The 24260-nt window shown below is 68.5% G+C and carries 23 protein-coding genes; 10 read left to right on the top strand and 13 right to left on the bottom strand.

Annotated features, from left to right (window positions below):
- The 6 genes from ASF30_RS17295 to ASF30_RS17270 all read right to left on the bottom strand — a co-directional run bounded on the left by ASF30_RS17295 (nt 1) and on the right by ASF30_RS17270 (nt 8650).
- A complete protein-coding gene (locus ASF30_RS17295) occupies nt 1–1173 on the bottom strand; it encodes a hypothetical protein (protein WP_055909547.1) in 1173 nt (390 codons plus the stop codon).
- Between the two features lie 62 nt (nt 1174–1235).
- Nucleotides 1236–3356 (bottom strand): alpha-galactosidase, encoded by a 2121-nt coding sequence (locus tag ASF30_RS17290; protein WP_055909544.1) that lies wholly within the window; start codon nt 3354–3356, stop codon nt 1236–1238.
- 4 nt (nt 3357–3360) lie between these two features.
- Nucleotides 3361–4689 (bottom strand): ABC transporter substrate-binding protein, encoded by a 1329-nt coding sequence (locus ASF30_RS17285; protein WP_055909542.1) that lies wholly within the window; start codon nt 4687–4689, stop codon nt 3361–3363.
- A gap of 93 nt (nt 4690–4782) precedes the next feature.
- Complete coding sequence (locus ASF30_RS17280) at nt 4783–5712, bottom strand: carbohydrate ABC transporter permease (protein ID WP_082468006.1); 930 nt, start codon at nt 5710–5712, stop codon at nt 4783–4785.
- Entirely contained in the window at nt 5709–6611 is a 903-nt protein-coding gene (locus tag ASF30_RS17275) for a carbohydrate ABC transporter permease (protein ID WP_055909539.1), read from the bottom strand. The genes ASF30_RS17280 and ASF30_RS17275 overlap by 4 nt, the downstream gene beginning before the upstream one ends.
- Nucleotides 6608–8650, bottom strand: a complete 2043-nt coding sequence (locus ASF30_RS17270) for a beta-galactosidase (RefSeq protein WP_055909536.1) — start codon at nt 8648–8650, stop codon at nt 6608–6610. Before ASF30_RS17270 ends, ASF30_RS17275 begins: the two co-directional genes overlap by 4 nt.
- Before the next feature lie 157 nt (nt 8651–8807).
- Between ASF30_RS17270 and ASF30_RS17265 the strand changes: the two genes are divergently transcribed.
- Entirely contained in the window at nt 8808–9830 is a 1023-nt protein-coding gene (locus ASF30_RS17265; RefSeq protein WP_055909533.1) for a LacI family DNA-binding transcriptional regulator, read from the top strand.
- A gap of 187 nt (nt 9831–10017) precedes the next feature.
- Nucleotides 10018–11487, top strand: coding sequence for an HNH endonuclease signature motif containing protein (locus tag ASF30_RS17260; RefSeq protein ID WP_082468004.1), 1470 nt, complete (start codon nt 10018–10020; stop codon nt 11485–11487).
- A 73-nt stretch (nt 11488–11560) separates the two neighbouring features.
- Here the strand turns inward: ASF30_RS17260 and ASF30_RS17255 are convergent, their stop codons facing one another.
- On the bottom strand, nt 11561–12052 hold the full coding sequence (locus tag ASF30_RS17255; protein ID WP_055909527.1) for an FBP domain-containing protein: 492 nt from the start codon (nt 12050–12052) through the stop codon (nt 11561–11563).
- A gap of 131 nt (nt 12053–12183) precedes the next feature.
- Between ASF30_RS17255 and ASF30_RS17250 the strand changes: the two genes are divergently transcribed.
- Nucleotides 12184–12537, top strand: a complete 354-nt coding sequence (locus tag ASF30_RS17250; protein ID WP_055909525.1) for a hypothetical protein — start codon at nt 12184–12186, stop codon at nt 12535–12537.
- Nucleotides 12538–12677: 140 nt separating this feature from the next.
- Nucleotides 12678–14261: a molybdopterin-dependent oxidoreductase gene (locus tag ASF30_RS17245; protein ID WP_055909522.1), complete on the top strand. Its 1584-nt coding sequence runs from the start codon at nt 12678–12680 to the stop codon at nt 14259–14261.
- Between the two features lie 21 nt (nt 14262–14282).
- Here the strand turns inward: ASF30_RS17245 and ASF30_RS17240 are convergent, their stop codons facing one another.
- The 4 genes from ASF30_RS17240 to ASF30_RS17225 form a co-directional block, all read right to left on the bottom strand.
- Nucleotides 14283–14603 carry a putative quinol monooxygenase gene (locus tag ASF30_RS17240; protein ID WP_235480375.1) on the bottom strand — a complete coding sequence of 107 codons (321 nt, stop codon included), beginning with the start codon at nt 14601–14603 and terminating at the stop codon, nt 14283–14285.
- Nucleotides 14600–15403, bottom strand: a complete 804-nt coding sequence (locus ASF30_RS17235; protein WP_055909519.1) for an ATP-binding cassette domain-containing protein — start codon at nt 15401–15403, stop codon at nt 14600–14602. Before ASF30_RS17235 ends, ASF30_RS17240 begins: the two co-directional genes overlap by 4 nt.
- On the bottom strand, nt 15400–16446 hold the full coding sequence (locus ASF30_RS17230; protein ID WP_055910441.1) for an ABC transporter permease: 1047 nt from the start codon (nt 16444–16446) through the stop codon (nt 15400–15402). The genes ASF30_RS17235 and ASF30_RS17230 overlap by 4 nt, the downstream gene beginning before the upstream one ends.
- Nucleotides 16447–16563: 117 nt before the next feature.
- On the bottom strand, nt 16564–17658 hold the full coding sequence (locus ASF30_RS17225) for a substrate-binding domain-containing protein (protein ID WP_055909516.1): 1095 nt from the start codon (nt 17656–17658) through the stop codon (nt 16564–16566).
- A gap of 167 nt (nt 17659–17825) precedes the next feature.
- On the opposite strand from ASF30_RS17225, the gene ASF30_RS17220 reads away from it, so the two are divergent.
- The 6 genes from ASF30_RS17220 (at nt 17826) to ASF30_RS17195 (ending at nt 22026) form a co-directional block, all read left to right on the top strand.
- On the top strand, nt 17826–18824 hold the full coding sequence (locus ASF30_RS17220) for a LacI family DNA-binding transcriptional regulator (protein ID WP_055910437.1): 999 nt from the start codon (nt 17826–17828) through the stop codon (nt 18822–18824).
- Nucleotides 18811–19728 (top strand): PfkB family carbohydrate kinase, encoded by a 918-nt coding sequence (locus ASF30_RS17215; protein ID WP_055909514.1) that lies wholly within the window; start codon nt 18811–18813, stop codon nt 19726–19728. The genes ASF30_RS17220 and ASF30_RS17215 overlap by 14 nt, the downstream gene beginning before the upstream one ends.
- A 38-nt stretch (nt 19729–19766) precedes the next feature.
- Nucleotides 19767–20123: an iron chaperone gene (locus tag ASF30_RS17210; RefSeq protein WP_055909512.1), complete on the top strand. Its 357-nt coding sequence runs from the start codon at nt 19767–19769 to the stop codon at nt 20121–20123.
- Nucleotides 20124–20234: 111 nt separating this feature from the next.
- Nucleotides 20235–20819: a hypothetical protein gene (locus ASF30_RS17205; protein WP_055909509.1), complete on the top strand. Its 585-nt coding sequence runs from the start codon at nt 20235–20237 to the stop codon at nt 20817–20819.
- 19 nt (nt 20820–20838) lie between these two features.
- Nucleotides 20839–21150 (top strand): DUF6412 domain-containing protein, encoded by a 312-nt coding sequence (locus ASF30_RS17200; protein ID WP_055909506.1) that lies wholly within the window; start codon nt 20839–20841, stop codon nt 21148–21150.
- Between the two features lie 72 nt (nt 21151–21222).
- On the top strand, nt 21223–22026 hold the full coding sequence (locus tag ASF30_RS17195) for a YidC/Oxa1 family membrane protein insertase (RefSeq protein WP_055909504.1): 804 nt from the start codon (nt 21223–21225) through the stop codon (nt 22024–22026).
- A gap of 34 nt (nt 22027–22060) precedes the next feature.
- Here the strand turns inward: ASF30_RS17195 and ASF30_RS17190 are convergent, their stop codons facing one another.
- Together ASF30_RS17190 and ASF30_RS17185 are read right to left on the bottom strand one after the other, a co-directional pair.
- Nucleotides 22061–22822 carry a 3-hydroxybutyrate dehydrogenase gene (locus tag ASF30_RS17190; protein ID WP_055909501.1) on the bottom strand — a complete coding sequence of 254 codons (762 nt, stop codon included), beginning with the start codon at nt 22820–22822 and terminating at the stop codon, nt 22061–22063.
- The gene (locus ASF30_RS17185; RefSeq protein WP_055909498.1) at nt 22815–24224 is read right to left on the bottom strand and encodes an MFS transporter; all 1410 of its coding nucleotides are present in this window, start codon (nt 24222–24224) and stop codon (nt 22815–22817) included. The genes ASF30_RS17190 and ASF30_RS17185 overlap by 8 nt, the downstream gene beginning before the upstream one ends.
- Nucleotides 24225–24260: the final 36 nt, after the last annotated feature.

Genomic DNA, 24260 nt, shown 5'->3' with positions numbered 1-24260 from the left:
CTACTCGGCCACCGGCTGAGGTGCGGCCGCATCCGCCGCGGCATCCGCTGCCGCATCCGTCGCGGCATCCGTCGCTGCGGCGGAGACCATGCGGATGAGCACGATCAGCCAGGTGAAGATGAGCGCGAAGGCGACGATCTCGACAGCCGTCAGGTTGTAGTAGCCGGTGGCGAAGAACACGGCGACGGTGGCGATGACGGCGATGAAGATGAAGCCGACCACGAAGAACGCGCGGGGCAGGCCGGGTACCACGCTCGGCAGTCGGAACACGAGCAGGGCGAAGACCACGGCCATGCCGGTTGCCACGCTGTTGTGGATCCAGAAGAAGTCGTCGACGTGGAAGATGCCCACGCACGCGAGGAAGACGCCGATGAGCACGAGCGACCACTTGACGTACCGGGCACGGGACAGCGCCGTGGCATCACTCGTCGAGGCGTCGTTGCGGGTGAGCGGCCCGCTCTCGAGCTCGGCGGTCATGTAGTTGGCCATGGTGGTCAGCACGATTCCCGCTATTACGAGGGTGAAGTTGAACACGTAGCTCGAGAGGTCGTCGTTCATGCCCAGAGCGCTGATGTTCATGGTCCACCAGTTCGGGTCCGCTGCAGTCAGCATGCTGGTGAGCAGCCCGAGCACGAGGAAGATCGCCATCGTAGATGCCACCCCGGAGGTCGTCATGTGCACGGCGGAGAGGTAGACGAAGTAGCTGCTGGCCGCACAGGCCGCGCCGAGCAGGATCGCGGCCGGGAACGGGTAGACGACCGCGCCGATGAAGGCGTCCTGCACGAGCCTGAACAGCGATCCGTAGGCGAGGAAGCACAGGGCGGCGTGGGCGAACGCCAGGCCGCCGATGTCGAGGATCTGCCGACCGAGCGGCACTGTGCGCAGCCAGGCCCGCGACGGCTCGGCGTACGAGAGCACGTAACCGGCGATGAAGACCACCAGCCCGATCACGGCGCTGACAACCGCCGTGACGGTTCCGAGGGAGTCGCCACCGCCGAGGGGCACGTCGCTTCCGCCGAACAGGATGAGCCCGATGACGCCCGCGGCCACGAAGCCGCCGATGGCGAACAGCAGCGCGCGCGACTCGACGTTCGCCGCCGTCGAGGTGGCCGGGGTGGGGACGGATGCCGCTCGCGGAACGGCTGCCGGCTCGGTCGACTTCTGCTGGCTCACGGTGGCACCCTCTCGGTCACTGCTGCGCTGACGGGCCCGCGACGGGCCGCTCGAGACCGATCCTAGTGAGCGGGAGTGTCCACGGCGTGGAACTCGACGAGCACGGCGTTCTCCGGTGCGATCAGCGGCATCGGCAGCCCGACCTCGCCCAGAACGGCGCCGGTCAGCACGACCTCGCCGGCGGTCCACCAGGCCGGTGCGGCATCCTGCAGCGCGAAGACGTCGGCACCGAGCTCGAGGGGTCGCACCCTGTAGCGCCGCGTCGGGTCGAGGCCCGGGAAGCGCTGCGGAGCCGGGATGGCCGCCGACGGGGCCGCCAGTGCCGCGTAGCTGAACAGCGCGCGGGAGCCGTCGACCGCGACGACGCCGTGGCACACGAGGGCGACGTCGCTCGCATCCGGTCGCACGACACGTCCGCCGTGCAGCAGGCCGCGTTCGCGCTTGTAGAGCGCGATCCACTCGGCGACACCGGCCAGTTCGGCCGCTGTCGCCTCGGCGATGTTCCACTCGATGCCGGCGTGCCCGAACAGGGCAGTCGCGAGTCGGAACGACAGCGTCGCCGTGCGCCCGGTGGTGTGGGCGCGGGCGATGCCGAGGTGTCCGCCGAGGTACTCGGGCGGCACCACCAGCGCGGTGTATCGCTGGATCGACTGCCGCTCGAGCGGGTCGTTCGTGTCGCTCACCCACACGCGATCGGTGCGCTGCAGGATGCCGAGATCGACCCGGCCTCCGCCCGAGGCGCACGACTCGATCTCGACTCGGGGGTGCGCCGCTCGCACGGCGTCGATCAGGCGGTACAGCGCCGTCGTCTGCCGGTGGGCCGAGCCGCCGAGCAGGTCGCGGTTGTGGTCCCACTTGAGGTACGCGATCGGGTACTCGGTGAGAAGCGCGTCGAGCCTCTCGAACACGTAGGAGAAGGCGTCGGGGTTCGCGAGGTCGAGCACGTTCTGCCAGCGCCAGGTGACGGCATCCGTCGCCCCCAGAATCCAGTCGGGGTGCGCGCGGGCGACATCGGAGTCGCGGTTGACCATCTCGGGTTCCACCCACAGGCCGAAGTCCATGCCCGCCGCCGTCACCCTGTCGATGAGCGGATGCAGCCCGTCGGGCCACGCGGCCGGATCGACGAACCAGTCGCCCAACGCCCGCCGGTCGTCGCTGCGGCCGGTGAACCAGCCGTCGTCGAGAACGAAACGCTCGACGCCGACCTCGGCCGCGGCGTCGACCAACGGCGTCAGGCGCTCGAGGGAGTGATCGAAGTAGACGGCCTCCCACGTGTTGAGGATGACGGGTCGCGGGGAGGCGATCGTCGACCACGACCGCACCCACGGATGCAGCCGGTCCGAGACGCCGTCGAGGCCGGAGTCCGAGTACACCAGCACGGTCCACGGGGAGCGGTACTGCCCTCCGGGTGCGATCGAGAGTTCGCCTGCTGCAAGCAACTCGCCGACGCCGATGGTGCCGGGGCCGAGCGGCGAGCGTTCGGCCCAGACCACGCCGTCGCCGCTCCAGGCCAGGTGCGCCGCCCAGACCTCGCCGTGACGGAAGCCGAAGCCGGGGGTTCCGGCGGCGAGCAGGTAGGCGTTGTCGTGACCGGGCCTGCCGTGACGCGACTCGCGCGACCACACCCCCTGCCCGAGGATCTGGCGCTGCGGGCGCCGCTCGTGGGTCCACAGACCCGAGAAGTCGAGCACCTCCGCCGCACGGTCGGGCACGGGGACGACGACGGATGCCGCCGCCAACCCGAGCGCCGAGTCGCCGGTGTTCGTGACTGTGTGGCGCAGGCGCAGCACGCCCTCGGCGCTGAGCTCCACCTCGGTGTCGACCGTGACGCCGGCGGCGGCATCCGTGAGCCTGATGACGACGTTCGACGCTCCGACGGCACCCGATCCGGCGCCGATCTCCACCCCGGCGAGCTCGAGAGCGAGGTCGATCGGAGCGTCGCGGAACACCGACAGCGCCGGGCGCCCGCTCCAGCCCTCGCGGAACGAGGGCAGCAGGCTCAACCGGATCGGCACGTCGATCGACGATGGGGACACGGCGGGAACCAGCGCGTCGGCGAGAGCGACGAGGTCGGCATCGGCGAGGGGGCCGAGGTCGCGGCCCCAGTGCACGATGCCGGGCACGCCCGTGCCGCGGGAGTCGAGGAGGAGACTGACGCCCGCGGCACGGAGGTGGTGGATCAAATGACTATCCCTTGACCGGAATCGACTGGGCCTTCATCGCGTCGATGGTCGACTTCTGACCATCGGTGAGCGCATCGAACAGGGTACCGTCACCGGTCACGGCGGCCTTGAAACCGTCGGAGACGTCGGCGTAGGTCTGCGTCATGGTGGGGCCCCACACGAAGTCGGGGTTCACCTGGGTCGCGGCATCCGCGAAGACGTCGTAGATCTTCTGCCCGCCGTAGAACTCGACACCCTCCTGCAGCGACGGGAGCTTGAGGCCCTCGGTCGTGGCGGGGTAGATGTTCGCCGACTTGTTGAGCAGCGTGAGCGACTCGTCGGAGGTGTTCAGCCACAGTGCGAACTTCGACGCCTCGTAGAGGTGGTCGGTTCCCTTGAAGACCGCGACGGATGACCCACCCCAGTTTCCGGCCTTCTCCTCGCCCGCGTTCCACTGCGGAGCCGGAGCGACCGACCACTTGCCCGCTGTGTCGGGAGCACCGCTCGCGATGGAGTTGGCGCCCCAGACCGCGGAGTTCCAGCTCCAGACGTTGCCCGAGTTGTAGGCGTTGTTCCACTCGTCGGTCCAGGCCGGAACCGTGGAGACGAGGTCCTCGTCGATGAGGTCCTGCCAGTAGTCGGCGACCTGCTTGGAGGCGTCACTGGTCAGGTCGACGGTCCACTCGTCGCCGTCGTTCTGGAACCACTGGCCGTCGGCCTGCCAGACGAATCCGGCGAACTGGTTGATGTCGCTCTGCGAGAAGTTGGTGATGTACCCGCCGGCGGCGCGCACCTTCTTGGCGGCATCCTTGTACTCGGCCCAGGTGGTCGGCACGGAGATGTTGTTCGCCTCGAACAGGTCGGACCTGTAGAACAGGGCCATGGGACCGGAGTCCTGCGGAACCCCGTAGACGCTGTTCTCGGTGCCGAGGGTGACCTGGCCCCAGGTCCACGGCACGAAGGAGTCCTTCGCCGCGGCGACCTCGGAGCAGACGCCGATGTCCTCGAGGCCGTCCTGCACGCGGAAGTTCGGCAGCGCGTCGTACTCGATCTGGCCGAGGTCGGGCGCGTTGCCCGCCTTGAGCTGGTTGAAGAAGTTCTGGTACGTGCCGGAGTTGCCGTTGGGCCCGGTCTGAACCTTGACCTGGATGTCGGGGTTCTCGGAGTTCCACAGGGCCACGGCATCCTCGATGCCGGGAATCCACGAAGTGAACTCGAGATCGACCTTGCCCGTCGACGGCTTGCAGGCGTCGGCGTCGGCTGCGGTGCCGTCGCCTCCGCCCGTCGCCGAGCAACCGGCCAGTGCGAGCGTTGCGAGCAGGACTACGCCGACCGCTCTCTTCATGTGCTGCATGCTGATCCTCTATCTGGTGATGGGTGATTGATGGGGGTACTACTCGGTGGGGCATCCGCCCGGGCGACAGTGAAGTCGCCGAGCGAAGGGGTCCTACTTCAGCGATCCGGTTCCGAGGCCGGAGCGCCAGAATCGCTGGAGCAGGAGGAACGTGACGATCAGGGGGATGATCGAGAGCAGGGCGCCGATGAGCACGAACGGCCGCAGCTCCGGAACCTGGTTGAGTTGGGTGTTCCAGGCGTAGAGGCCGAAGGTGACGGGGAACAGCTCCTCGCTGCGCAGCATGATGAGCGGCAGGAAGAAGTTGTTCCAGATGGCCACGAACTGGAACAGGAACACCGTCACCAGGGCCGGAGCCATCAACCGTACCGACACCGTGAAGAAGGTGCGGATCTCGCCCGCGCCGTCGATGCGGCTGGCCTCGATGAGTTCGTCGGGAACCGACTGCGCGGCGAAGATGCGCGTGAGGTACACCCCGAACGGACTCACGATGCTGGGGAGGAAGACGGCCCAGAAGGTGTTCGTGAGCTGTGCCTGGCTGAACAGCAGGAACAGCGGGAGGGCCAGGGCCGTCGCCGGCACGAGTACTCCGCCGAGCACCACGTTGAAGATCACCTCGCGGCCCGGGAACCTGTACTTCGCGAGCGCATAGCCGCACATGCCGGCGATGATCGTTGCGACCAGGCCGCCGAGACCGGCGTAGAGCACGCTGTTGCCCATCCACCGGAGGAAGACCCCGTCGCGGTAGGCGAACAAATCGCCGATGTTCTGGAACAGGTTGAAGTCCGCGAACCAGAGCCCATTCGTGGTGAGCAGCTGCCCCTGGCTCTTGGTCGACGCGACGAACAGCCACCAGATCGGGATGAGGAAGTACAGCGTGAAGATGCCCATGATGAGCATCGCGCCGCTGCGCGAGAGCAGGCTCTCCTTGAGCGAGCCGGCCGAGGCCGACGGCCCCGACTCCTTCGACGGCTTGAACGGCTTCGTCGTCGGCGTCTTGCGGTCGAGCGTCGTGGAACTCATTCGGCTGCCTTCCGCTGGGTGAGCTTGAGGAACGTGAACGACAGGATGAAGGTGGCCAGCGCCAGCACCACCGAGAAGGCTGCGGCCAGTGAGGCATTGGGCACGGATGCCGTGGCGTAGACGGTCATGTTGGGGGTGAAGGTGTTCGTGACGGCCGAGCTGAACGACCTGAACACCTGGGGCTCGGCGAGCAGCTGGAGCGTTCCGATGATCGAGAAGATGGCCGTGAGCACTATCGCCGGACGCACCAGCGGGATCTTGATCGACCAGGCGATCCGGGCCTGGCCCGCACCGTCGAGCCTGGCCGCCTCGTAGATCTCGGTGGGGATGGCCAGCAGCGACGAGTAGATGATGAGCATGTTGTAGCCGACGAACACCCACGTGACGACGTTCGCGATCGACCAGAGCACCAGGTCGGCACCGAGGAAGTCGATGTTCTTCGTGACAGCGGTGAACGGCGACAGGTTGGGCGAGAACAGGAAGCCCCACATGATGGCCGCGATGACGCCGGGCACGGCGTAGGGCACGAAGAACGCGAGCCTGAAGAACTTCTTGCCGCGCACGAGCGGCGAGTCCAGCAGCAGGGCGAACAGCAGCGCGAGCCCGAGCATGACCGGCACCTGCACGACCCCGAACAGCAGCACTCGGGCAACCGACCTCCAGAACGGGCCGTTCTGGAAGACCAGCACGTACTGCTGGAACCAGCCGAACACCTCGTGCGCCTCGCCGAAGGTGCCGTCGCGCTCCACCACGAGCATCGACTGGTAGATCGCGTAGCCGATGGGGATGAGGTAGAACAGCGTGAACAGCACGCCGAACGGCAGGACGAAGAAGGCTATGGCCCTCTTGTGCTGCACCAGGCGCCGTCGGCGCGGTGCCGCGATGGTCGAGGTGGTCATACTGTGCCCTCCTGGATGGTGGTGCTCTCGCGCACGATGCGCACGCTGCCGCCGGGCACCCGCAGGGTTCCGGTGACGGCTGCGCCCGTCACGATCTCGTCGCCCGTCGCCTCGAACTCGACGTCGTCAGCGGTGTGGTTGATGACGAAGAGGTGGCTGCCGTGCGCGCCGACCCGGCGCACGACGTCGATGTCCTCGCCGCCGCCGTGGCTAGCGACGCCGGCCGAGCCGGCGATGTCGCCGAGCAGGGCCTTGAAGGCTCCGGCCTCGAGCATGGTGGCCACGTACCAGGCTGAGCCTGCTCCGTGGCTGTTGCGGGTGACGGCGGGGATGCCGGCAGCCGGACCATCGGCGAAGGCGTCGAGCACCTCGGCCGACGTGACCTCCAGTCTCTCGGTCCACAGTCGCGCGCTGGCACCCGACGTGAGTCCGACCTGTTGGCCGGGGAGCAGCGGAGCGAACTCCTCGACTCGGATGCCGAGCAGATCGCGGAAGGCGCCGGGGTAGCCGCCGAGGCGCACCCTGTCGTCCTCGTCGACGATTCCGCTGTAGAAGGTGATGAGCACAGTGCCGCCGCCGGCGACGTAGGCCTCGATGCCGGCGGCATCGGCATCCGTCACCAGGTGCAGACCCGGCAGTACGACGAGCTTGTAGGCACTGAGGTCGGCGTCGGGCGGAACGATGTCGACGGTGATGCCGAGGTCGTGGAGGGCGTTGTAGGCGGCGTGCACCTGATCGAGGTAGGCGACGGAATGGCTCGGCCGGTTCTCGCCGTCGCCGGCCCACCAGGCGTCCCAGCTGAAGACCACGGCGGTCTCGGCGACGACCCGGCTGCCGGCGACATCGCCCAGCCGGTCGATGACTCCCCCGAGTTCGACGACCTCGCGCCAGACGGCGGAGTCGGTTCCGGCGTGCGGCACGAGGGCGGAGTGGAACTTCTCCGATCCCTGCGCCGAGGCCCGCCACTGGAAGAAGCAGATGCCGTCGGCGCCGCGTGCGACGTGGGCGAGCGCGTTGCGGGTGAGCTCCCCCGGCGTCTTGGCGATGTTGTGCGGCTGCCAGTTCACGGCGCTCGTGGCCGTCTCCATGAGCAGCCATGACTCACCGCCGGCCAGGCCGCGCGTGAAGTCGGCGGCGAAGGCGAGTTCGGCCGTCGGCTCCTCGAGGCGGTGGTCGAGGTAGTGGTCGTTGGCGACGATGTCGACCTCGGGAGCCCAGCTCCAGTAGTCGAGATTGCGGATGTGGCTGGTCACCATGAAGTTCGTGGTGATGGCGACCTCGCTGTGGCGCCTGATGACGGCTGCCTCGGAGCGGTAGTAGTCGAGCAGTTCGTCGGAGCTGAACCTGTGGAAGTCGAGCATCTGGCCGGGGTTGCGGCTGGAGAGCGTCTGCAGCGGCGGCAGGATCTCGGCGAAGTCGCTGTAACGCTGGCTCCAGAAGCTGGTACCCCACGCCCGGTTGAGTTCCTCGATGGTGCCGTAGCGGTTCTCGAGCCAGCGGCGGAACGCCGTCGTGCTCTCGGCGCAGTAGCAGAGCGCGTTGTGGCAGCCCAGCTCATTGGAAACGTGCCAGAGTTCGACCGCCGGATGCGACCCGTAGCGCTGCGCCACCTGCTCGACCAGGGCGAGGGCATAGCGACGGAACACCGGCGAGCTCGGGCACCAGGCCTGACGACCGCCCGGGAAGCGGGTGGTTCCGTCATCCGCCACCGGAAGGATCTCGGGGTGCAGGGTGGTGAGCCACGGGGGCGGCGATGAGGTGGCCGTGCCGAGATTGATCCGGATGCCGCCGGCATGCAGCAGCCCGATCACGGTGTCGAGGGCGCTGAAGTCGAAGAGGCCCAGACCGGGGTTGATCTGCGACCAGCCGAAGATGTTGATGGCCACGAGGTCGACGCCAGCAGCGCGCATCAGCTCGACGTCTTCGGTCCAGATGGCAGGGTCCCACTGCTCGGGGTTGTAGTCGCATCCGAATGCGATCCCGTCGTGAGCGAAGGCCCGGGCGGCTACCCGTGGCTTCTCGTGCGCTGCTCGCGACATCGACTCCCTTTCAGCGTCATTGCTAGCGTTCTGTGAACGTGCACAGATTCGACCCGAAGAAGACTGGGGGGATTTTCTGTGAACGTGCACAGACTAACCAGACGATTCAACGGATGTCAACACCGGCCGCGACTGCAGCAGCCAATACAGTGGTCTCGTGTCCAACCCGCCCGTCCGTCGCAAGCGCGCAACAGTGCATGACGTCGCCGTCGAGGCCGGGGTCTCGCGCGGCACCGTGAGCCGGGTGGTCAATGGCGAGAGATACGTCTCGGACGAGGCCCGGGTGGCCATCGAGGCGGCCATCGTCAAGGTCGGCTACGTTCCGAACAACGCCGCCCGCAACCTGGTGATGCAGCGCACCCAGGCCATCGGCTTCATCGTGCATGAACCGCACTCGCTGTTCCTGGAAGACCCGAACATCGGCGAGATCCTGCTCGGCGCCAACACCGCCCTCTCGGATGCCGACTACCAGATGGCCTGCCTCATCGTGGACTCCGAGCGCGACACCGACCGCGTCGCGCGCTACCTCAGCGGCGGCTTCGTCGACGGCGTCATCATCGTCTCCGCCCGCAAGAACGACCCGATCACCCGCGTCGTCGAACGCCTCGAGATCCCCTCGGCCTTCGTCGGCCATCCCCCCGACCTCGCGAAGGCCCCGTTCGTCGGCATCGACAATCGGGGTTCGGCGCGCAGCATCACCGAACGCCTCCTCGCCACCGGCCGCACCCGCGTTGGCATGATCGCCGCGGCACTCGACCGCGACTCCGGCGCCGACCGCCTCGCCGGCTTCACCGATGCCCTGGGCGACAGCTTCGATCCGGCCCTCGTGGAGAGCGTTCCGCTGTACTCCTACGCCGCCGGGCGGGCGGGCATGCACGCTCTGCTGGAGCGCGAGCCCGACATCGATGGCGTGTTCGCGGCGTCGGATGCCGTCGCCGCCGGCGTGCTCGATGCGCTCCGCGAAGCCGGCCGCAGCGTTCCCCGCGACGTGGGCGTCGTGGGCTTCGACGACAGCGCCTGGGCCGTGCGCGCGCATCCGGCGCTCTCGACCGTGCACCAGCCAGCCGAGGGCCTCGGGCGCGCCGTCGCCGAGAGCGTGCTCTCGCAGTTGCGGGGCGAGGAGCAACCGGCCGGCGGCATCATCCTCGAGACCCCGATCGTCTGGCGCGACTCGGCGTAGGCCGCGTGCTCTGTGGGCCGCCGAAGTGGGACGCGTACCGAAATCACCCATGTTGCGCGCTCCTTTTCGGCCCTCCTCCACAGGGTGTCTCCTCTGCTCCGGTTTCCCCAGACTGTGGATGAGAATTTCCTGATCAATCGGTGTATTCAGGGGTTCGAGTGTCGGTGGGTGTCCGTAGCGTGAGGGTATGGAATCACTCAGGCGACGGATGCTGGAGGCCGTGGCGGCGAACCGTGCCCTGCTCGCCGAGGTCGCCGCGGCCGGGGTGCTGGATGCTGTGTCGGAGGAGGATCTGCTGCTCGTCGCCGCCGTGTCCGAAGACTCCGGCCGGGCCATCGACGCGGTGCGGGTGTTGGCGGCGGGGGAGGTCGGCCACCGGTCGCGTCCGATCCTGGGGTCGGAGTCGTTGGCGAAGCAGATGGGATTCCCCACAGCACCGGAACTGCTGGAGCACGTCACCCGGGTGGGTCTGCCCACCGCCCGCGCACGGTTGCGCCTGGGCGCGCAGACCCGGCAGGACACCACGCTCTCCGGTGAGGTGGTGCCGGCGGAGTTCGACGCCGTCAGGGCGGGCCTGGCCTGTGGCCGGTTGGGTCTCGATTCGGCGCGCACCATCACCCGCATCCTCGGTCAGGCGAAGGTGGGTGCCCCGACGGACACGTGCTCCAGGTTCGTGCCCGCTGAGCATGAACTGGTGTGTGCGGCCATCGGGGAACCCGTCGAGCCGGGTGCTGTGGCCGAACCGCCGGTGCCGCCGTCTGTCACCGAGATCCACGCGACGACGTGGGCGGCGTACCTGAACCCCGACGGGGCCGAACCGACCGAGAAGGGCTTCGCCTCGCGCGGGTTCTGGTTCAAGCCCGCCCGCAACGGCATGATCCCCTTCGGCGGTCTCGCCCTCCCCGAGGTCGCCGGTGCCGTGCAAGCGGTATTCACGGCCGTGACGAACCCCCGCCAATCACTGAAGTTCCTCAGTGACGACGACCGTGCCGTCCTCGAGGAACAACTCGAGCAAGCGGAGCAGGCGGGCCTGGACCCGATGCAACTGACAGACCCCCGCACCCGCAGCCAACGCCAACATGACGCGTTGGCGACGGTGTTCAACATTGCCGCCCGATCCGGAGAACTCCCCACCCTGGGCGGGGCAGCCCCGACGATGGTCGTCACCGTGCATGCCGACGACCACGCCTCCGGGCACGGCGTCGGACACGTCGACGGCCTCGACATCCCCATCCCGATGATCGCCGTGCAACAACTGTGCTGCGCGAACGGCATCCAACCCGTCGATCTGGCCGCGAACGGGAAGATCCTCGCCCTCGGCACGACCGAACGATGCTTCAACCGCGCCCAACGCCGGGCGCTGGACGCCCGCGACGGCGGCTGCGTCATCTGCGGCCGGCCCGCCGTCGAGACCGAAGCCCACCACGTGGTGCCCTGGGCTATCGAGCACCGCACGCATGTGAACAACGGGGTACTCCTGTGCTGGTTCCACCACCGCACCATCGACACCCGCGGCGGGTGGAAGGTGCGCATGATCGACGGCAGCCCCCAGATCATGCCCCCACCCGAACTCGGACCACCCATCTGGCGACCAGCACGACAATCCCGAGTACGACAATCCGACGCACTCCGACAACGCATGCGCCGACAACAGTGAGACAACGCATGCGCCGACAACAGTGATGAGTGCGCTCGACGTGCCCGAGGGCGACCGCGCAGGAGTGGCCGGGTTACGCCAGCACTCGCCCGATGAACCCGTTCGTGCGCTCGACCAGCCCCGAGATGCGCGCCTCCGGGTGACCTGCCGGCACCACCTCGTGCGGCGTCAGGGGCGCCCCGAGCCGCACGTTCTCGGTGCAGGACAGGTCGGCGCAGATGTACGTTCCGACGGAATCGCCGCGCTCCCCGGCCTCTCCGGCCCGTCGAGCCGTGAACATCGACACCTGGTCGGCCGGCTGCAGGGTGTGGCACAGATTGCAGTAGGCGGGGCGGTGGTGCGACATCGTCGACTCGGATGCCCGCAGCACGACCCCGACGGGCTCGCCGTGCTGCTCCACCACGATGTAGCCGCGGCGCGGCGCCTTCGGGTCACGCCAGCCAAGGAAGTCGATGTGCTCCCACTCGATGAGCAGGTAGTCGATCGGAAGACTCAACGTCTCCACCTCGTCGACCGAGGCATTCACCAGTGACGCGCGGATCTCGTCATCGGTCAGCGGGCGCATGAGCCTCCCCCGGGTGTGTTCGCCATCCCTTCCAGTCTAGGCAGGGGCGGTCATGGCATTCGGGACGATTCAGGGCGAGCGGATGCGGACGAGCGGATGCCGGCGAGCGTGGGCAGGCGTAGGCTCGCGCCATGGTCAGCGAAGACCCCCTCGTGACGAATCCCGACCGCTACAGCCTCCTGTTCGAGAACGAGTTCGTGCGCGTCCTCGACTACCTCGACGCCCCCGGTGATGAGACGAGCCCGCACGAGCATCCGAACAGCGTGATGATCACGCTCACCGCCTTCCACCGACTGCTCCAGTCGGGCGACGCCGAACGCGAGGTCGCGCTCCCCGCCGGGATCGCGACCTGGCTGCCCGCCCAGCGGCACGCGGGTCGGAACGTCGGGGAGACGCCGACGCACACGATCTTCGTCGAGTTGAAGGGCGTCGCTGCCGGCGCCCCCGACGCCGCAGCCATCGGCCCGCAGGCGACGATCACCTGACGACTCACTGAGCAGCCGCCCGAAATCGCCACTGCACGTCGCCACGGTCATACGCTTGAGGCGTGTCGACACCCGGTGCTCCTGTGACTGGTTCCAGCGCGCCCGGCGCCGGGAACGACCGGCAAGCGCCCGGAACGACGATGCCCGGCCAACACGGACGGCCCGGCACGTCAGCTCGCGGCACCTTCTGGCTCTCCGCCCTCGTCGGCGTCATCGCCGCCGGTGTCACCCTCGGCATCGCCGAACTCGTGGCCGTCTTCGTCGGAGCAGGCAGCAGCCCGATCTTCGCTGTCGGCGCCTGGGTCATCGACCTCGTGCCCGGGTGGTTCAAGACGCTGATCATCGACCTCTTCGGCACCGCCGACAAGGCCGTGCTCCTCATCACGCTCACGCTTCTCGTCCTCGTACTCGCCGGCATCGCCGGCATCCTGGAGTATCGCCGTCCGCCGTGGGGCATGGTCATCCTCATCGCCGTCTCCGGCGTCGCCGCGCTGGCCGTCGTCACCAGGCCCGACGCCAGCGGCATCCTGGCGCTGTCGACGGTGATCGGCATGATCGGCGGCGTCGTGGTGCTGCGCGCCCTGACTGCACGCCTGCACCGTTGGCGCGACCGTACGCGTCCGGTGTCCGCCGCGGTCTCCGGCACGGCAGCACTCGACCGCCGATCCTTCGTCGTCTACGCGTCGGTGGCAGCCGTCGGTGCCGCCATCGTCGGTTTCGGGGCGCGGATGGCGAACGCGGGCTCGGCCGCGGTCTCCTCGGTGCGCACGGCCCTCACCCTGCCGGCCGCGGCGACCCCCGCCCCGCCCGTTCCCACCGGAGCCGAGCTCGGCATCCCAGACCTGAGCAGTTACGTCACGCCGAACGCCGAGTTCTACCGCATCGACACCGCACTCCAGGTGCCCGCCGTCGACCCGACCACCTGGAAGCTGCGCATCATCGGCATGGTCGAGAACGAGGTCGAGATCAGTTGGGACGAGTTGCTCGCCCTGCCCTTGACGGAGCACGTCGCCACGCTCAGCTGCGTCTCGAACGAGGTCGGCGGCGGCCTGATCGGCAACGCGCTCTGGCTGGGCTACCCCATCCGTGAGCTGCTGGCCCGCGCCAAGCCCACGGCCGGCGCCGACATGGTGCTCTCGCGCAGCGCCGACGGCTGGACCGCCGGCACCCCTCTCGATGTGCTGCAGGATGCCGGAACCGAGGCCCTGCTCGCCGTCGGCATGAACGGCGAGCCCCTGCCCATCGACCACGGCTTCCCGGTGCGCATGGTCGTTCCTGGCCTCTACGGTTACGTCTCGGCCACCAAGTGGGTCACCGAGCTCAAGGTCACCACCTTCGCCGACGACTTCGGCTACTGGAGCGACAAGGGCTGGTCGGAGAAGGGCCCGATCAAGACCGAGTCGCGCATCGACACCCCGCGCGGAGGAAGCACGGTCAAGCCGGGAACCGTCGCCGTCGCCGGCGTCGCCTGGGCCCCGCACACCGGAATCGACGGCGTCGAGGTGCGCATCGACGACGGCGCGTGGCAGAAGGCGAAGCTCGCCGACTCGGCCTCAGCCGACACGTGGCGGCAGTGGGTCTACGAGTGGGAGGCCTCGGGCGGAGACCATCGCATCGAGGTGAGGGCCACGGATGCCTCCGGCTACACCCAGACGCAGAAGCAGGCGCCGCCGGCACCCGACGGGGCGACGGGGTGGCACACCGTGACGGTCAACGTCTCCTGACCTCGCCGGCAGGGACCCTGCTCACCCCAGCAACCGGAGGAACTCCAGCTGCGACCCGTCCTCGACGATGAGCGGAGCCAGTGCGGCGTTGAACACGGCGCCGTAGTCGGCCGCGATGTGCGCCTCGAACGCGGCGCAGTCTCTGTACACCTCGTACACGGTGAACCTGTCGGGACGATCGGCACTGCGCGACGGGTCGAAAACGAGGTTGCCGGATTCCTCGCGCACCTGCGCGGTGAGGCCGAGCAGCAGCCGCTCGACCTCGTCGGCCGCGCCGGGAACGGCGGTGAAGGTGGCGATCAACGCCACCTTCTCCGCCGCATCGGATGCGACCTCGTTCACGCTGTACTGGCGCCGGTCATGATGGCCACGGCATCCGTCATCGAATGCGACTGCGGGGTGATCGTCGCCGCGCGCTTGCCGAGGCGCTGGATGTGGATGCGGTCGGCCACATCGAACACCTGCGGCATGTTGTGGCTGATCAGGATCACGGGGATGCCCTTGTCGCGCAGGTTCTTGACCAGCTGCAGCACCTGACCTGACTCGCGCACGCCGAGTGCTGCCGTCGGTTCGTCGAGCACGACCACCTTGGATCCGAAGGCCGCGGCCCGGGCCACGGCGACAGCCTGCCGCTGCCCGCCCGAGAGGTTCTCGACCGGGACCGTCACGTCCTGCAGGGTGCTGATGCCGAGCTCGGTGAGCTCGTCCCTGGCCATCTTGCGCATGCCCTTCGAATCGACCACCCGGAACAGCGACCCGAGGATGCCCTTCTTGCGCACCTCGCGGCCGAGGAACAGGTTCGAGGCCACGTCGAGGGCCGGCGACACGGCGAGGTTCTGGTACACGGTCTCGATGCCGGCCGCCCTCGCATCCTGCGGGCGCTTGAACGACACGGGCTCGCCGTCGAGGAACAGCTGACCCTCGTCGGGGATCTCGGCTCCGGTGAGGCACTTGACGAGGGTGGACTTGCCAGCGCCGTTGTCGCCGATGATGGCGAGCACCTCGCCGGGGTAGAGCTGCAGGCTCACTCCGTCGAGGCCGACGACCCGCCCGAAGGTCTTCACCAGGCGCTTGGCCTCGAGGATGGGCTTGCGCGTCTCCGCCGGCGCCGGAGCTGCCGCGGTGTCTTCTGCGATGGTCATTTGCGTACCTTTCGGATCCACTGGTCGACGGCGACGGCGACGATGATGAGCACGCCGACGGCGAAGGTCTGCCAGAGCACGTCGAGCCCGGCGAGCGAGAGCCCGTTGCGGAAGACGCCGACGATGAGGGCACCCAGGAGGGTTCCCCAGACCGTGCCGCGACCGCCGAAGAGGCTGGTGCCGCCGATCACGACGGCTGTGATGGAGTCGAGGTTGAGGTCGACTCCGGCATTCGGCGACGCGGCGTTGGTACGCCCGATCTGGATCCAGGCACCGACGGCCAGGATGGCGCCGGCGGCGAGGTAGACGCTCATCAGCACTCGATTCACCCGGATGCCGGCGAGCCTGGCCGATTCCTTGTCGTCGCCGACCGCGTACACGTGTCGACCCCACGCCGTCTTGCTCAGGATGAACGAGATGGCGATGTAGAGCACCAGCATCATGACCACGCCGACGGTGAAGTTGACGCCGCCGATGTTGAAGGTCTCGCCGGTCCAGGTGAGCAGGGCCGGCATGTCCGAGCCGCGCACCGTCGCGCCACTCGAGTACAGCAGGGTGAGGGCGACGAACACGTTGAGGGTTCCCAGCGTGACGATGAACGGTGGCAGCTTGAACCTGGTGACGAGCCAGCCGTTGAAGGCTCCGGCCGCGAGGCCGACGAGGAGGCCGAGCAGGAGCCCGATGATGGCTGGCACTCCGGCCTGCACGGTGGACTGCGCGATCACCATCGAGGACAGCACCATGACGGCGCCCACCGAGAGGTCGATGCCGGCGGTGAGGATGATGAGTGTCTGGGCGATGGCCAGGGTTCCGACCACGGCCACCTGCTGGGTGATCAGCGACAGGTTGGCCGGGTTGAGGAAGCGGTCGTTGAGGAAGCCGAACACTATGACCGAGAGCACGAGCACGATGGCCGGGCTCAGGGCGGGATAGCGATGCAGGGCTCCGCGGATGCGGGTGAGCGGCGTCGTCCTGTCGAGGAACTCCTCGGCCAGGTCGAGGGCTCCCGTGGATGGGGCCGGCTCGGTCTTGGGATGACTCACGGTGAACTCCATTGGTCGGTGCGGGGTGCCGGGTGGGCCGCGCCATCGGTGACGCGACCCGCCCGGCAGTGGTCCTCAGCTGTGGGCTCTGCCCTCAGCGTTGGATGGGTGGGCGTCTCAGCCCCAGCAGATGTCTGCGGCCTTGTCGGTGCTGATCGAGTCGACTCCGTCCTGCGGGTCGTCGGTCACGAGGGCGACACCGGTGTTGTAGAAGTCGAGTCCATCGGTGACCTCGGGCTTCTTGTCGGTCTTCACGAGGTCGAAGATCGCCTGCACTCCGAGTTGCGCCATCTTCACCGGGTACTGCTGGCTGGTGGCGCCCAAGGTGCCGTCCACGATCTGCTGGACTCCGGCGCACCCGCCGTCGACCGACACCATGATCAGGTCCTTCTCGCTTCCGGCGGCCTTGAATGCCTCATAGGCACCGGATGCCGCAGGCTCGTTGATCGTGTAGACCACGTTGATGTCGGGGTTCTTGCTGAGCAGGGTCTCGGCCGCCGTGCGTCCGCCGTCCTCGGCGCCCTGGGAGGCCTCGTTGCCGACGATCTCGTAATCGCCACCGCTGTAGGTGCCGGTCTTGGCCTCGTCGCCGTTCTTCTCCTTGTCGGCGGTGTCGATGCCCATGCCGTCGAGGAAGCCCTGATCGCGGTTGTAGTCGACCGAGACGACCTTGTCGTCGAACAGGTCGATGAGCGCGATGGTGGCCTTCTCGCCGCCGAGCTTGGCGGCAGTCCACTTGCCGATGTCCTGGCCCGCGAGGTAGTTGTCTGTGGCGAAGGTGATGTCGACGGCGTCGGGGTCCGACGGCGGCGTGTCGAGTGCGATGACGTAGAGACCGGCGTCGCGGGCCTTCACGAGGGCGTCCTCCACCCCGGGGCCGTTCGGCGTGATGAGGATTCCGGCGTCGCCCTTGGAGATGGCGTTCTCGACGGCCTGGATCTGGGTGTCCTCGTCGCCGTCCTCCTTGCCAGCCGCGAGGGTGAGGGTCACGCCGAGCTTGTCGGCAGCGGCCTTGGCGCCGTTCTCCATGGCGACGAAGAACGGATTCGTCGTCGTCTTGACGATGAGGGAGACGCCGATGTCGTCTCCGGATGCCGACGAGCCACCTCCCGATCCCGACGAACAGGCGGTGAATGAGAGCGTTGCGAGGGCTGCGATGGAGCCGGCTGCGATGAGGCGCCGAGTGAGGGAACGGCGGGCTGTGCGATTCATCGGTGAATCTCCTTGGTGATGGGACGCTGTCGATTGACAACGATGTCATGGACTGTTCTAGACCAGTTCTGAGCTATAGTCAACTCAATCCCCACATTGGAGCGAGAACCGTGACATCGTTGTCAGCATCCACGGCTGAATCCGTCGCCGCCACAGCGCGACCGACCATGAAGCAGGTCGCCGCGCTCGCCGGCGTCGGCATCAAGACCGTGTCGCGCGTGATCAACGGCGAGCCGAACGTGTCGGCGGCCACCATCGCGAAGGTGACGGATGCGGCTCGCGCGCTCGACTACCAACCCGACCTCCACGCCGGCAACCTGCGGCGGGCCGACGGACGAAGCCGCACTCTGGGCCTCCTCGTCGGCAGCGTGAGCAACCCCTTCTCCGGAGCGGTGCACCGGGCCGTCGAGGAGGCCGCACTCGAGCGCGGCGTGGCCGTCTTCGCCTCCAGCCTGGACGACGACCCGACCCGCGAGGAGCAGAGCGTGTCGGCGTTCCTCCGCCGTCGCGTCGACGGCCTCATCCTCACGACGATCTCACCGAGCCAGGGCTACCTCTCGTCCGAGATCCGCCGCGGCACTCCCGTGGTCTTCGTCGACCGCGAGCCGTCGGGGGTCACCGCGGATTCCGTCGTGAGCGACAACGCGGCGGGGGCCTCCCTCGCCGTGAGGCACCTTCTCGGCCATGGTCACAGGCGCATCGCCTATCTCGGAGACCGCGGTGACATCCAGACAGCTCGGGAACGCCGCCGCGGCTTCCTCGAGGAGCTCGGCCGCGCCGGTGTCGCGACGTCGAGCATCCCGGTCGTCGATGACCTGCACGATGAGGCGACCACCTTCGACGCCCTGCTCGGCCTGCTGTCCTCCGACGACCCGCCCACCGCTGTGTTCAGCGCCCAGAACCTGGTCACCATCGGCGCCATCCGCGCCCTCCGCGCCCGCGATCTGCATCACAGCGTCGCCCTCGTCGGTTTCGACGACGTGCCACTCGCCGACCTGCTCGAACCCGGCGTCACGGTCGTCGCGCAGAATCCGCAGCGCATCGGCCAGCTCGCCGCCGAGCGCGTCTTCGCACGACTCGACGGCGACACCACCCCCGGCGCCAGGCACATCGTGCCCACCCGCCTCATCGTGCGAGGAAGCGGAGAGATCGATGCCAGAACCTGAACGAACCGAGGCCGCCCAGGACACGCCCCGCGTCGTCGTCATCGGCGATGCCCTCATCGACGAGCTGCGCGACGCCTCGGGCTCGCGTGACTACGTCGGCGGCGCCGCCCTCAACGTGGCCGTCGGCCTCTCGGTGCTCGGCGTTCCGACCACGCTGCTGGCGATGGTCGGTGACGACGAATCGGGTCGGCTCATCCGCGACCACCTCGCCGCGTTCGGCGTCGAGCTCATCACCTCGCCGGCCCCGCTCGGCAGCGCTCGTGCCGTCTCCGACCGCACGGACGGCGAGCCGCGCTACGCCTTCAACGCCGCGGCGAAGTCGCGGCGCTTCCCGCTCGACGGCGACGCTCGAGCGGCCATCGACGCAGCCCCGCTCGTGGTGGTCAGCTGCTTCCCCTTCGACGACACCGCCCAGACGGATGCCCTCCTCACAGCGCTGTCGACGGGTGAGCGTCGCCTCATCGTCGACCCGAATCCGCGCTCGGGCATGATGAGCGATCGCGACGCGTTCCTGTCGAACTTCGTGCGCGTCGCCGCCGACAGCCTGTTGTCGAAGGTCGGCGACGAAGACGCCGAGCTGCTTCTCGGCGACAGCGTCGACGAGTTCGCGAGCCGCCTGCTCGACGCCGGGGCGGCATCCGTGCTGGCCACGGCAGGATCGAAGGGCGCCGCCGTCCGCCTGCCCGACGGCCGGGAGATCACTGCCGGCATCGCGTCGCTCCCCGGAGCCGTCATCGACACGATGGGTGCGGGCGACGCCACCCTCTCGGCCACGGTCCGCGACATCGCGCAGTCCGGCCTCCCGACCTCCGTCGAGGAGTGGTCGGAGCTTCTCGCCGACGCCATGCTCATCGCCGCCGCCACCTGCCGGGCCGAGGGTGCGCTGTTGCGGGTGCCCGAGTGAGTGCCCATCACGAGTGACCACTGAGAGGAGGACGACGCATGGCCGGTGAGAATGTCACCGTCGAGGAGTACATCTCCCGCTACCCCGACGAGATCCAGGAGATCCTGAGGAAGGTGCGCGCGACCATCCTCGAGGCGGTCCCGAGCGACGAGGAGAAGGTGCGCTACGACATGCCGGCAGTCATGCTCGGCGGACGTTATGCCCTGCACTACGCCGCCTGGAAGAAGCACATCGGCATCTACCCCGTCGCCACGGCGGGAGACGAGCTCGAAGCCGACATCGCGCCGTACCGCTCCGGCAAGGACTCGCTGACCTTCCCCTACAACCGCCCGATCCCCTATGAACTGATCGGTCGGGTGGCGGCATTCGTCTCCGAACTGCACGCCGCCCCGTGACGCCGCCCTGTGACGCCGGCACATCGTGGCCCGAACCCGGGTTCACCACAACCCCTGTTGCGTCGCATACCGCGCAGAGAATAATGGCAAGCTCCCGCTGATTGGAGTGCAATGGCTGCACAGGATGCAACACCGAAGCCCGCCCTGGTCGCGATCCTCGCGATCGTGCTGCTCGCCGTCGTCGCCGTCTCGGGCGTCTACCTGCTGATGGGGCCGCTGCCCGATGGATTCGAGAGGCCGGCGCTCACCGATGTCCTGGCGATCACGGCCTCGGTCATCGCACCGATCGTGTCGATCGCCGCCGCGTACTACGGCATCACCATCGCGCTCAAGGCCACCACCGAGAGTGCTGATCTCACCCGCCGCGCCACCGAGACCTCACTGCAGGCGGCCGAGAACTTCACCACGGCCATCACGAACATCACGGTCGACCTGCACAACCAGAACGTCCAGCTCATCGAGACGCTGCAGCGCGGCGGTGCCTTCGCCGAGAGCGGCTCGACGACGGATGCCGCTCCCCCCGCAGCGGGCCATGCACGCTCGGTGCCGACGGCGACGGGCGCCATCCACGTCGTCCCGTCGACAGGGCCGACCCCCACGTTCGACGGCGCTCCCCCCACCCCGGCGTCCCAGCACGTCAATGCCGACGACGTCGGCCTCGGCTCCGAGGCCGCCACGGAGTCGCCGCGGGCGTAGGCTCGTGGCAGGAGGACCCATGCCCGACACGCTGCTCAAGGCCGTCGTGTTCCTGCGCGCGACGACACTGCTGAGCGCCGCCGTCCTCCTGCTCGCCATCGCCCAGCCCGGAGCGTCGAGCACCCTCGCGGCAGGCGCCGCCGTCATAGCGACGGCAGCCCTGCTCGTCGCCGTGCACGTGGCCCTCCAGGCGGTGGCTCCAGAACTCACCGTCGGTTCCCGCTCGCACCAGCACCGCGAGGTGCTCTCGAGCATGGCCGCACCCGGGCATCCGAACACGGCGGGCCGCCCCCGCACCCGCGCGCCGTCTCCCCTGGAGACGGCCGCGTAGTCCTTCGTCGAACGAGGGTCTCGCGACCACCCATCGCGACCACCCTCACCCCTTCGACAAAGGACTTCTTTCGTGAACCTCTACGCCTTCGGCCCCATCGCGGCCATCCTCGACTCCGCCTATCGACTACTCCTCGGCTTCGCCTCGTTCATCGAGCCGTTCGCCGGCGAGCTGAGCGCCGCCATCGCCATCGTGGCGCTCACGCTCGTCATCCGCTCCGTGCTCATCCCCGTCGGCCGCTCCCAGGTGCGCGCCGAGTACACACGCCGCCGGCTCGCTCCCCAGCTGCGAGCACTCCAGCAGCGGTACCGCGGCAAGCCCGAGGTGCTGCAACGCAAGACCATGGAGCTGTACGCCGCCGAGAAGGCGTCGCCGTTCGCCGGCATCCTGCCGGCACTGGCGCAGGCGCCGGTGCTCTCCCTGGTCTACGCGCTCTTCGTCCTCGCCGTGATCAACGGCCACGCGAATGCCCTGCTCGGAATGCACCTGTTCGGCGTGCCGCTCGGCACCTCTCTCGTCGCCTTCCTCGGGGCCGGGATGCCGCCGCTCGGCCTGCTGGTGTTCGCCGGCCTGCTGCTGGCGATCGCGGCGACGGCCTGGATGTCGCGGCGTCACGCGCTGAGGGTGGCAGCCGACAACCCGCCGCTGCCCCCGGCACCGACGACGAAGGCATCCGGAGCGGCGGCATCCGCAGCACCGCCCCTGCCCAACCCTCCGGCGTGGCTGCCATCGGCACTCAGCTGGCTGCCGTTCATCACGGTCGCCTTCGCCGCCTTCGTGCCGTTGGCCGCCACGCTGTACCTCGCGGTCACCACGGCGTGGACTCTCGCCGAACGCGCGTGGCTGCGCCGAGCGCTCGCCCCGCGCTCCGAGTAGCCGGAACGGTCACCGCTCCGAGTAGCCGGAACGGTCACCGGGCCGACCAGCCGCCGTCCATCGTGTAGCTCGCGCCAGTCACCATGGCCGAGTGCGGGGAGGCCAGCCACGCCACCAGCGCACCGACCTCCTCGGGCTCGACGAGGCGCTTGATGGCGCTCTCGGCGAGCATCACGGTCGCGAGCACCTCGTCCTCGGGGATGCCGTGCGCCTCGGCCTGGTCGGCGATCTGCCTCTCCACCAGTGGCGTGCGCACGTAGCCGGGATTCACGCAGTTGCTCGTAACCCCGTGCGGCCCGCCCTCGAGTGCCGCCACCTTCGACAGCCCTTCGAGCCCGTGCTTCGCCGCGACGTAGGCGGCCTTGAACGGAGACGCACGCAGGCCGTGCACCGACGACACGTTGATGATGCGCCCGAACCCGTTCTCGTACATGTGCGGCAGCGCCGCCCGCACGAGCAGGAACGGAGCCTCGAGCATGAGCGTCAGGATGCTGCGGAACGCGGCCGGATCGAACTCCTCCAGCGGGCTCACCCTCTGGATTCCGGCGTTGTTCACCAGGATGTCGACGTCGAGGGTGAGCGTCTCCAGCTCGGCGACCTCGAGCAGGTCGACGCCCCAACTCGAGCCGCCGACCTCCGCGGCGAGCGCAGCGGCTCCGTCGGCGTCGACATCTGCCACCACCACGTGGGCACCGGATGCCGCCAGCGATCGGACGCAGGCTGCGCCGATGCCGCTCGCCCCGCCGGTCACCAGGGCGCGCCGGCCCTCGATCCCGGCCGCAGCGAACTCAGGCATGGCGCGCGGCCGGAGCCGCCCCGTACTTCTGCTCGTCGACGGCGTCGACCTCGCGGAGGGACTCGCCGCGCGTCTCCGTCAGGGTCAGCACCGTGACGGCCGTGATCACGCAGGCTATGACGATGTAGATCGCGACGGGCACCCAGGAGTCGTAGGCCTGCAGCAGGGCGACGGCGATGATCGGCGCCAGCGAGCCGGCGATGATCGAGGTGACCTGGTAGCCGAGCGATACGCCGGAGTAGCGCATCCGGGTCGGGAACATCTCGCTCATCACGGCGGGCTGCCCGGCGTACATGAAAGCGTGGAACACCAGCCCGATGGTGATGGCCAGCACGATGAGCACGGGGCTCGCCGTGTCGAACAGCGGGAAGGCGAAGAACGCCCAGGTGGCACCGAGCACCGCACCGGTGAAGTAGACGGGCTTGCGGCCGATGCGGTCCGAGAGACGCCCGACCTGCGGGATCGCGAGGAAGTGCACGACGTGGGCGATCAGCAGTGCCAGCAGCAGCTCGCTGGTGTTGTACTCGACGACTGTCGACAGGTAGACGATCGAGAAGCTGACGATGATGTAGTACAGGATGTTCTCCGCGAACCGGAGCCCCATGGCCTGGAGGATCTTCACCGGGTAGCGCTTGATGACGGCACCGACGCCGTAGCTCGCAGCCTTCTGCTTCTCCTGCTCGGCCTTGGCCTCGAGGAAGATCGGGGCATCGGTCACGTGGGTGCGGATGTAGTACCCGATGATGACGATCACGGCCGAGAGCCAGAACGCGACGCGCCAGCCCCAACTGAGGAACTGGTCCTCCGGAAGGATCCACGACATCGTGAGGAGCACGAGGGTGGCGAGCAGGTTGCCGACGGGCACAGCGGCCTGCGGCCAGCTCGACCAGAATCCGCGCGACCTGTCGGGGCTGTGCTCGGCGACGAGGAGCACGGCGCCGCCCCACTCCCCGCCGACGGCGAAGCCCTGGATGAAGCGCAGGGCCACGAGCAGCGCCGGGGCCCAGTAGCCGATGGTGTCGAAGCCGGGCAGGCAGCCCATGAGGAAGGTCGCGACGCCGACCAGGATGATCGTCGCCTGCAGGGTGTGCTTGCGCCCGAACTTGTCGCCGATCTGTCCGAACACGATGCCGCCGAGCGGCCGGGCGATGAAGCCGACGGCGTAGGTGAGGAAGGCGGCGATGATGCCGTCGAGCTGCGTGCCGGCCGCCGGGAAGAAGAAGGTGCCGAACACCAGGGATGCCGCGGTGGCGTAGAGGAAGAACTCGTACCACTCGACGACGGTCCCGACCATGGATGCCGCGACGATCTTCTTGAGGCCTGAGAGCGGCGTTCCGTCACCCGCTCCCGCTGTACCGGCCGTGGGGACTGCCGCCCCGGCCTGCTGGTTCTGAACGCTCATGTGCTGCGTCTCCTTCGGTGTCGTCATTGACCCTGA

It is taken from the genome of Leifsonia sp. Leaf264 (genome assembly GCF_001422325.1).
In the GTDB taxonomy this organism is placed as follows: domain Bacteria; phylum Actinomycetota; class Actinomycetes; order Actinomycetales; family Microbacteriaceae; genus Orlajensenia.
Note: the sequence above shows the minus strand (reverse complement) of the source record. Positions and strands in the feature narration are given on the sequence as shown.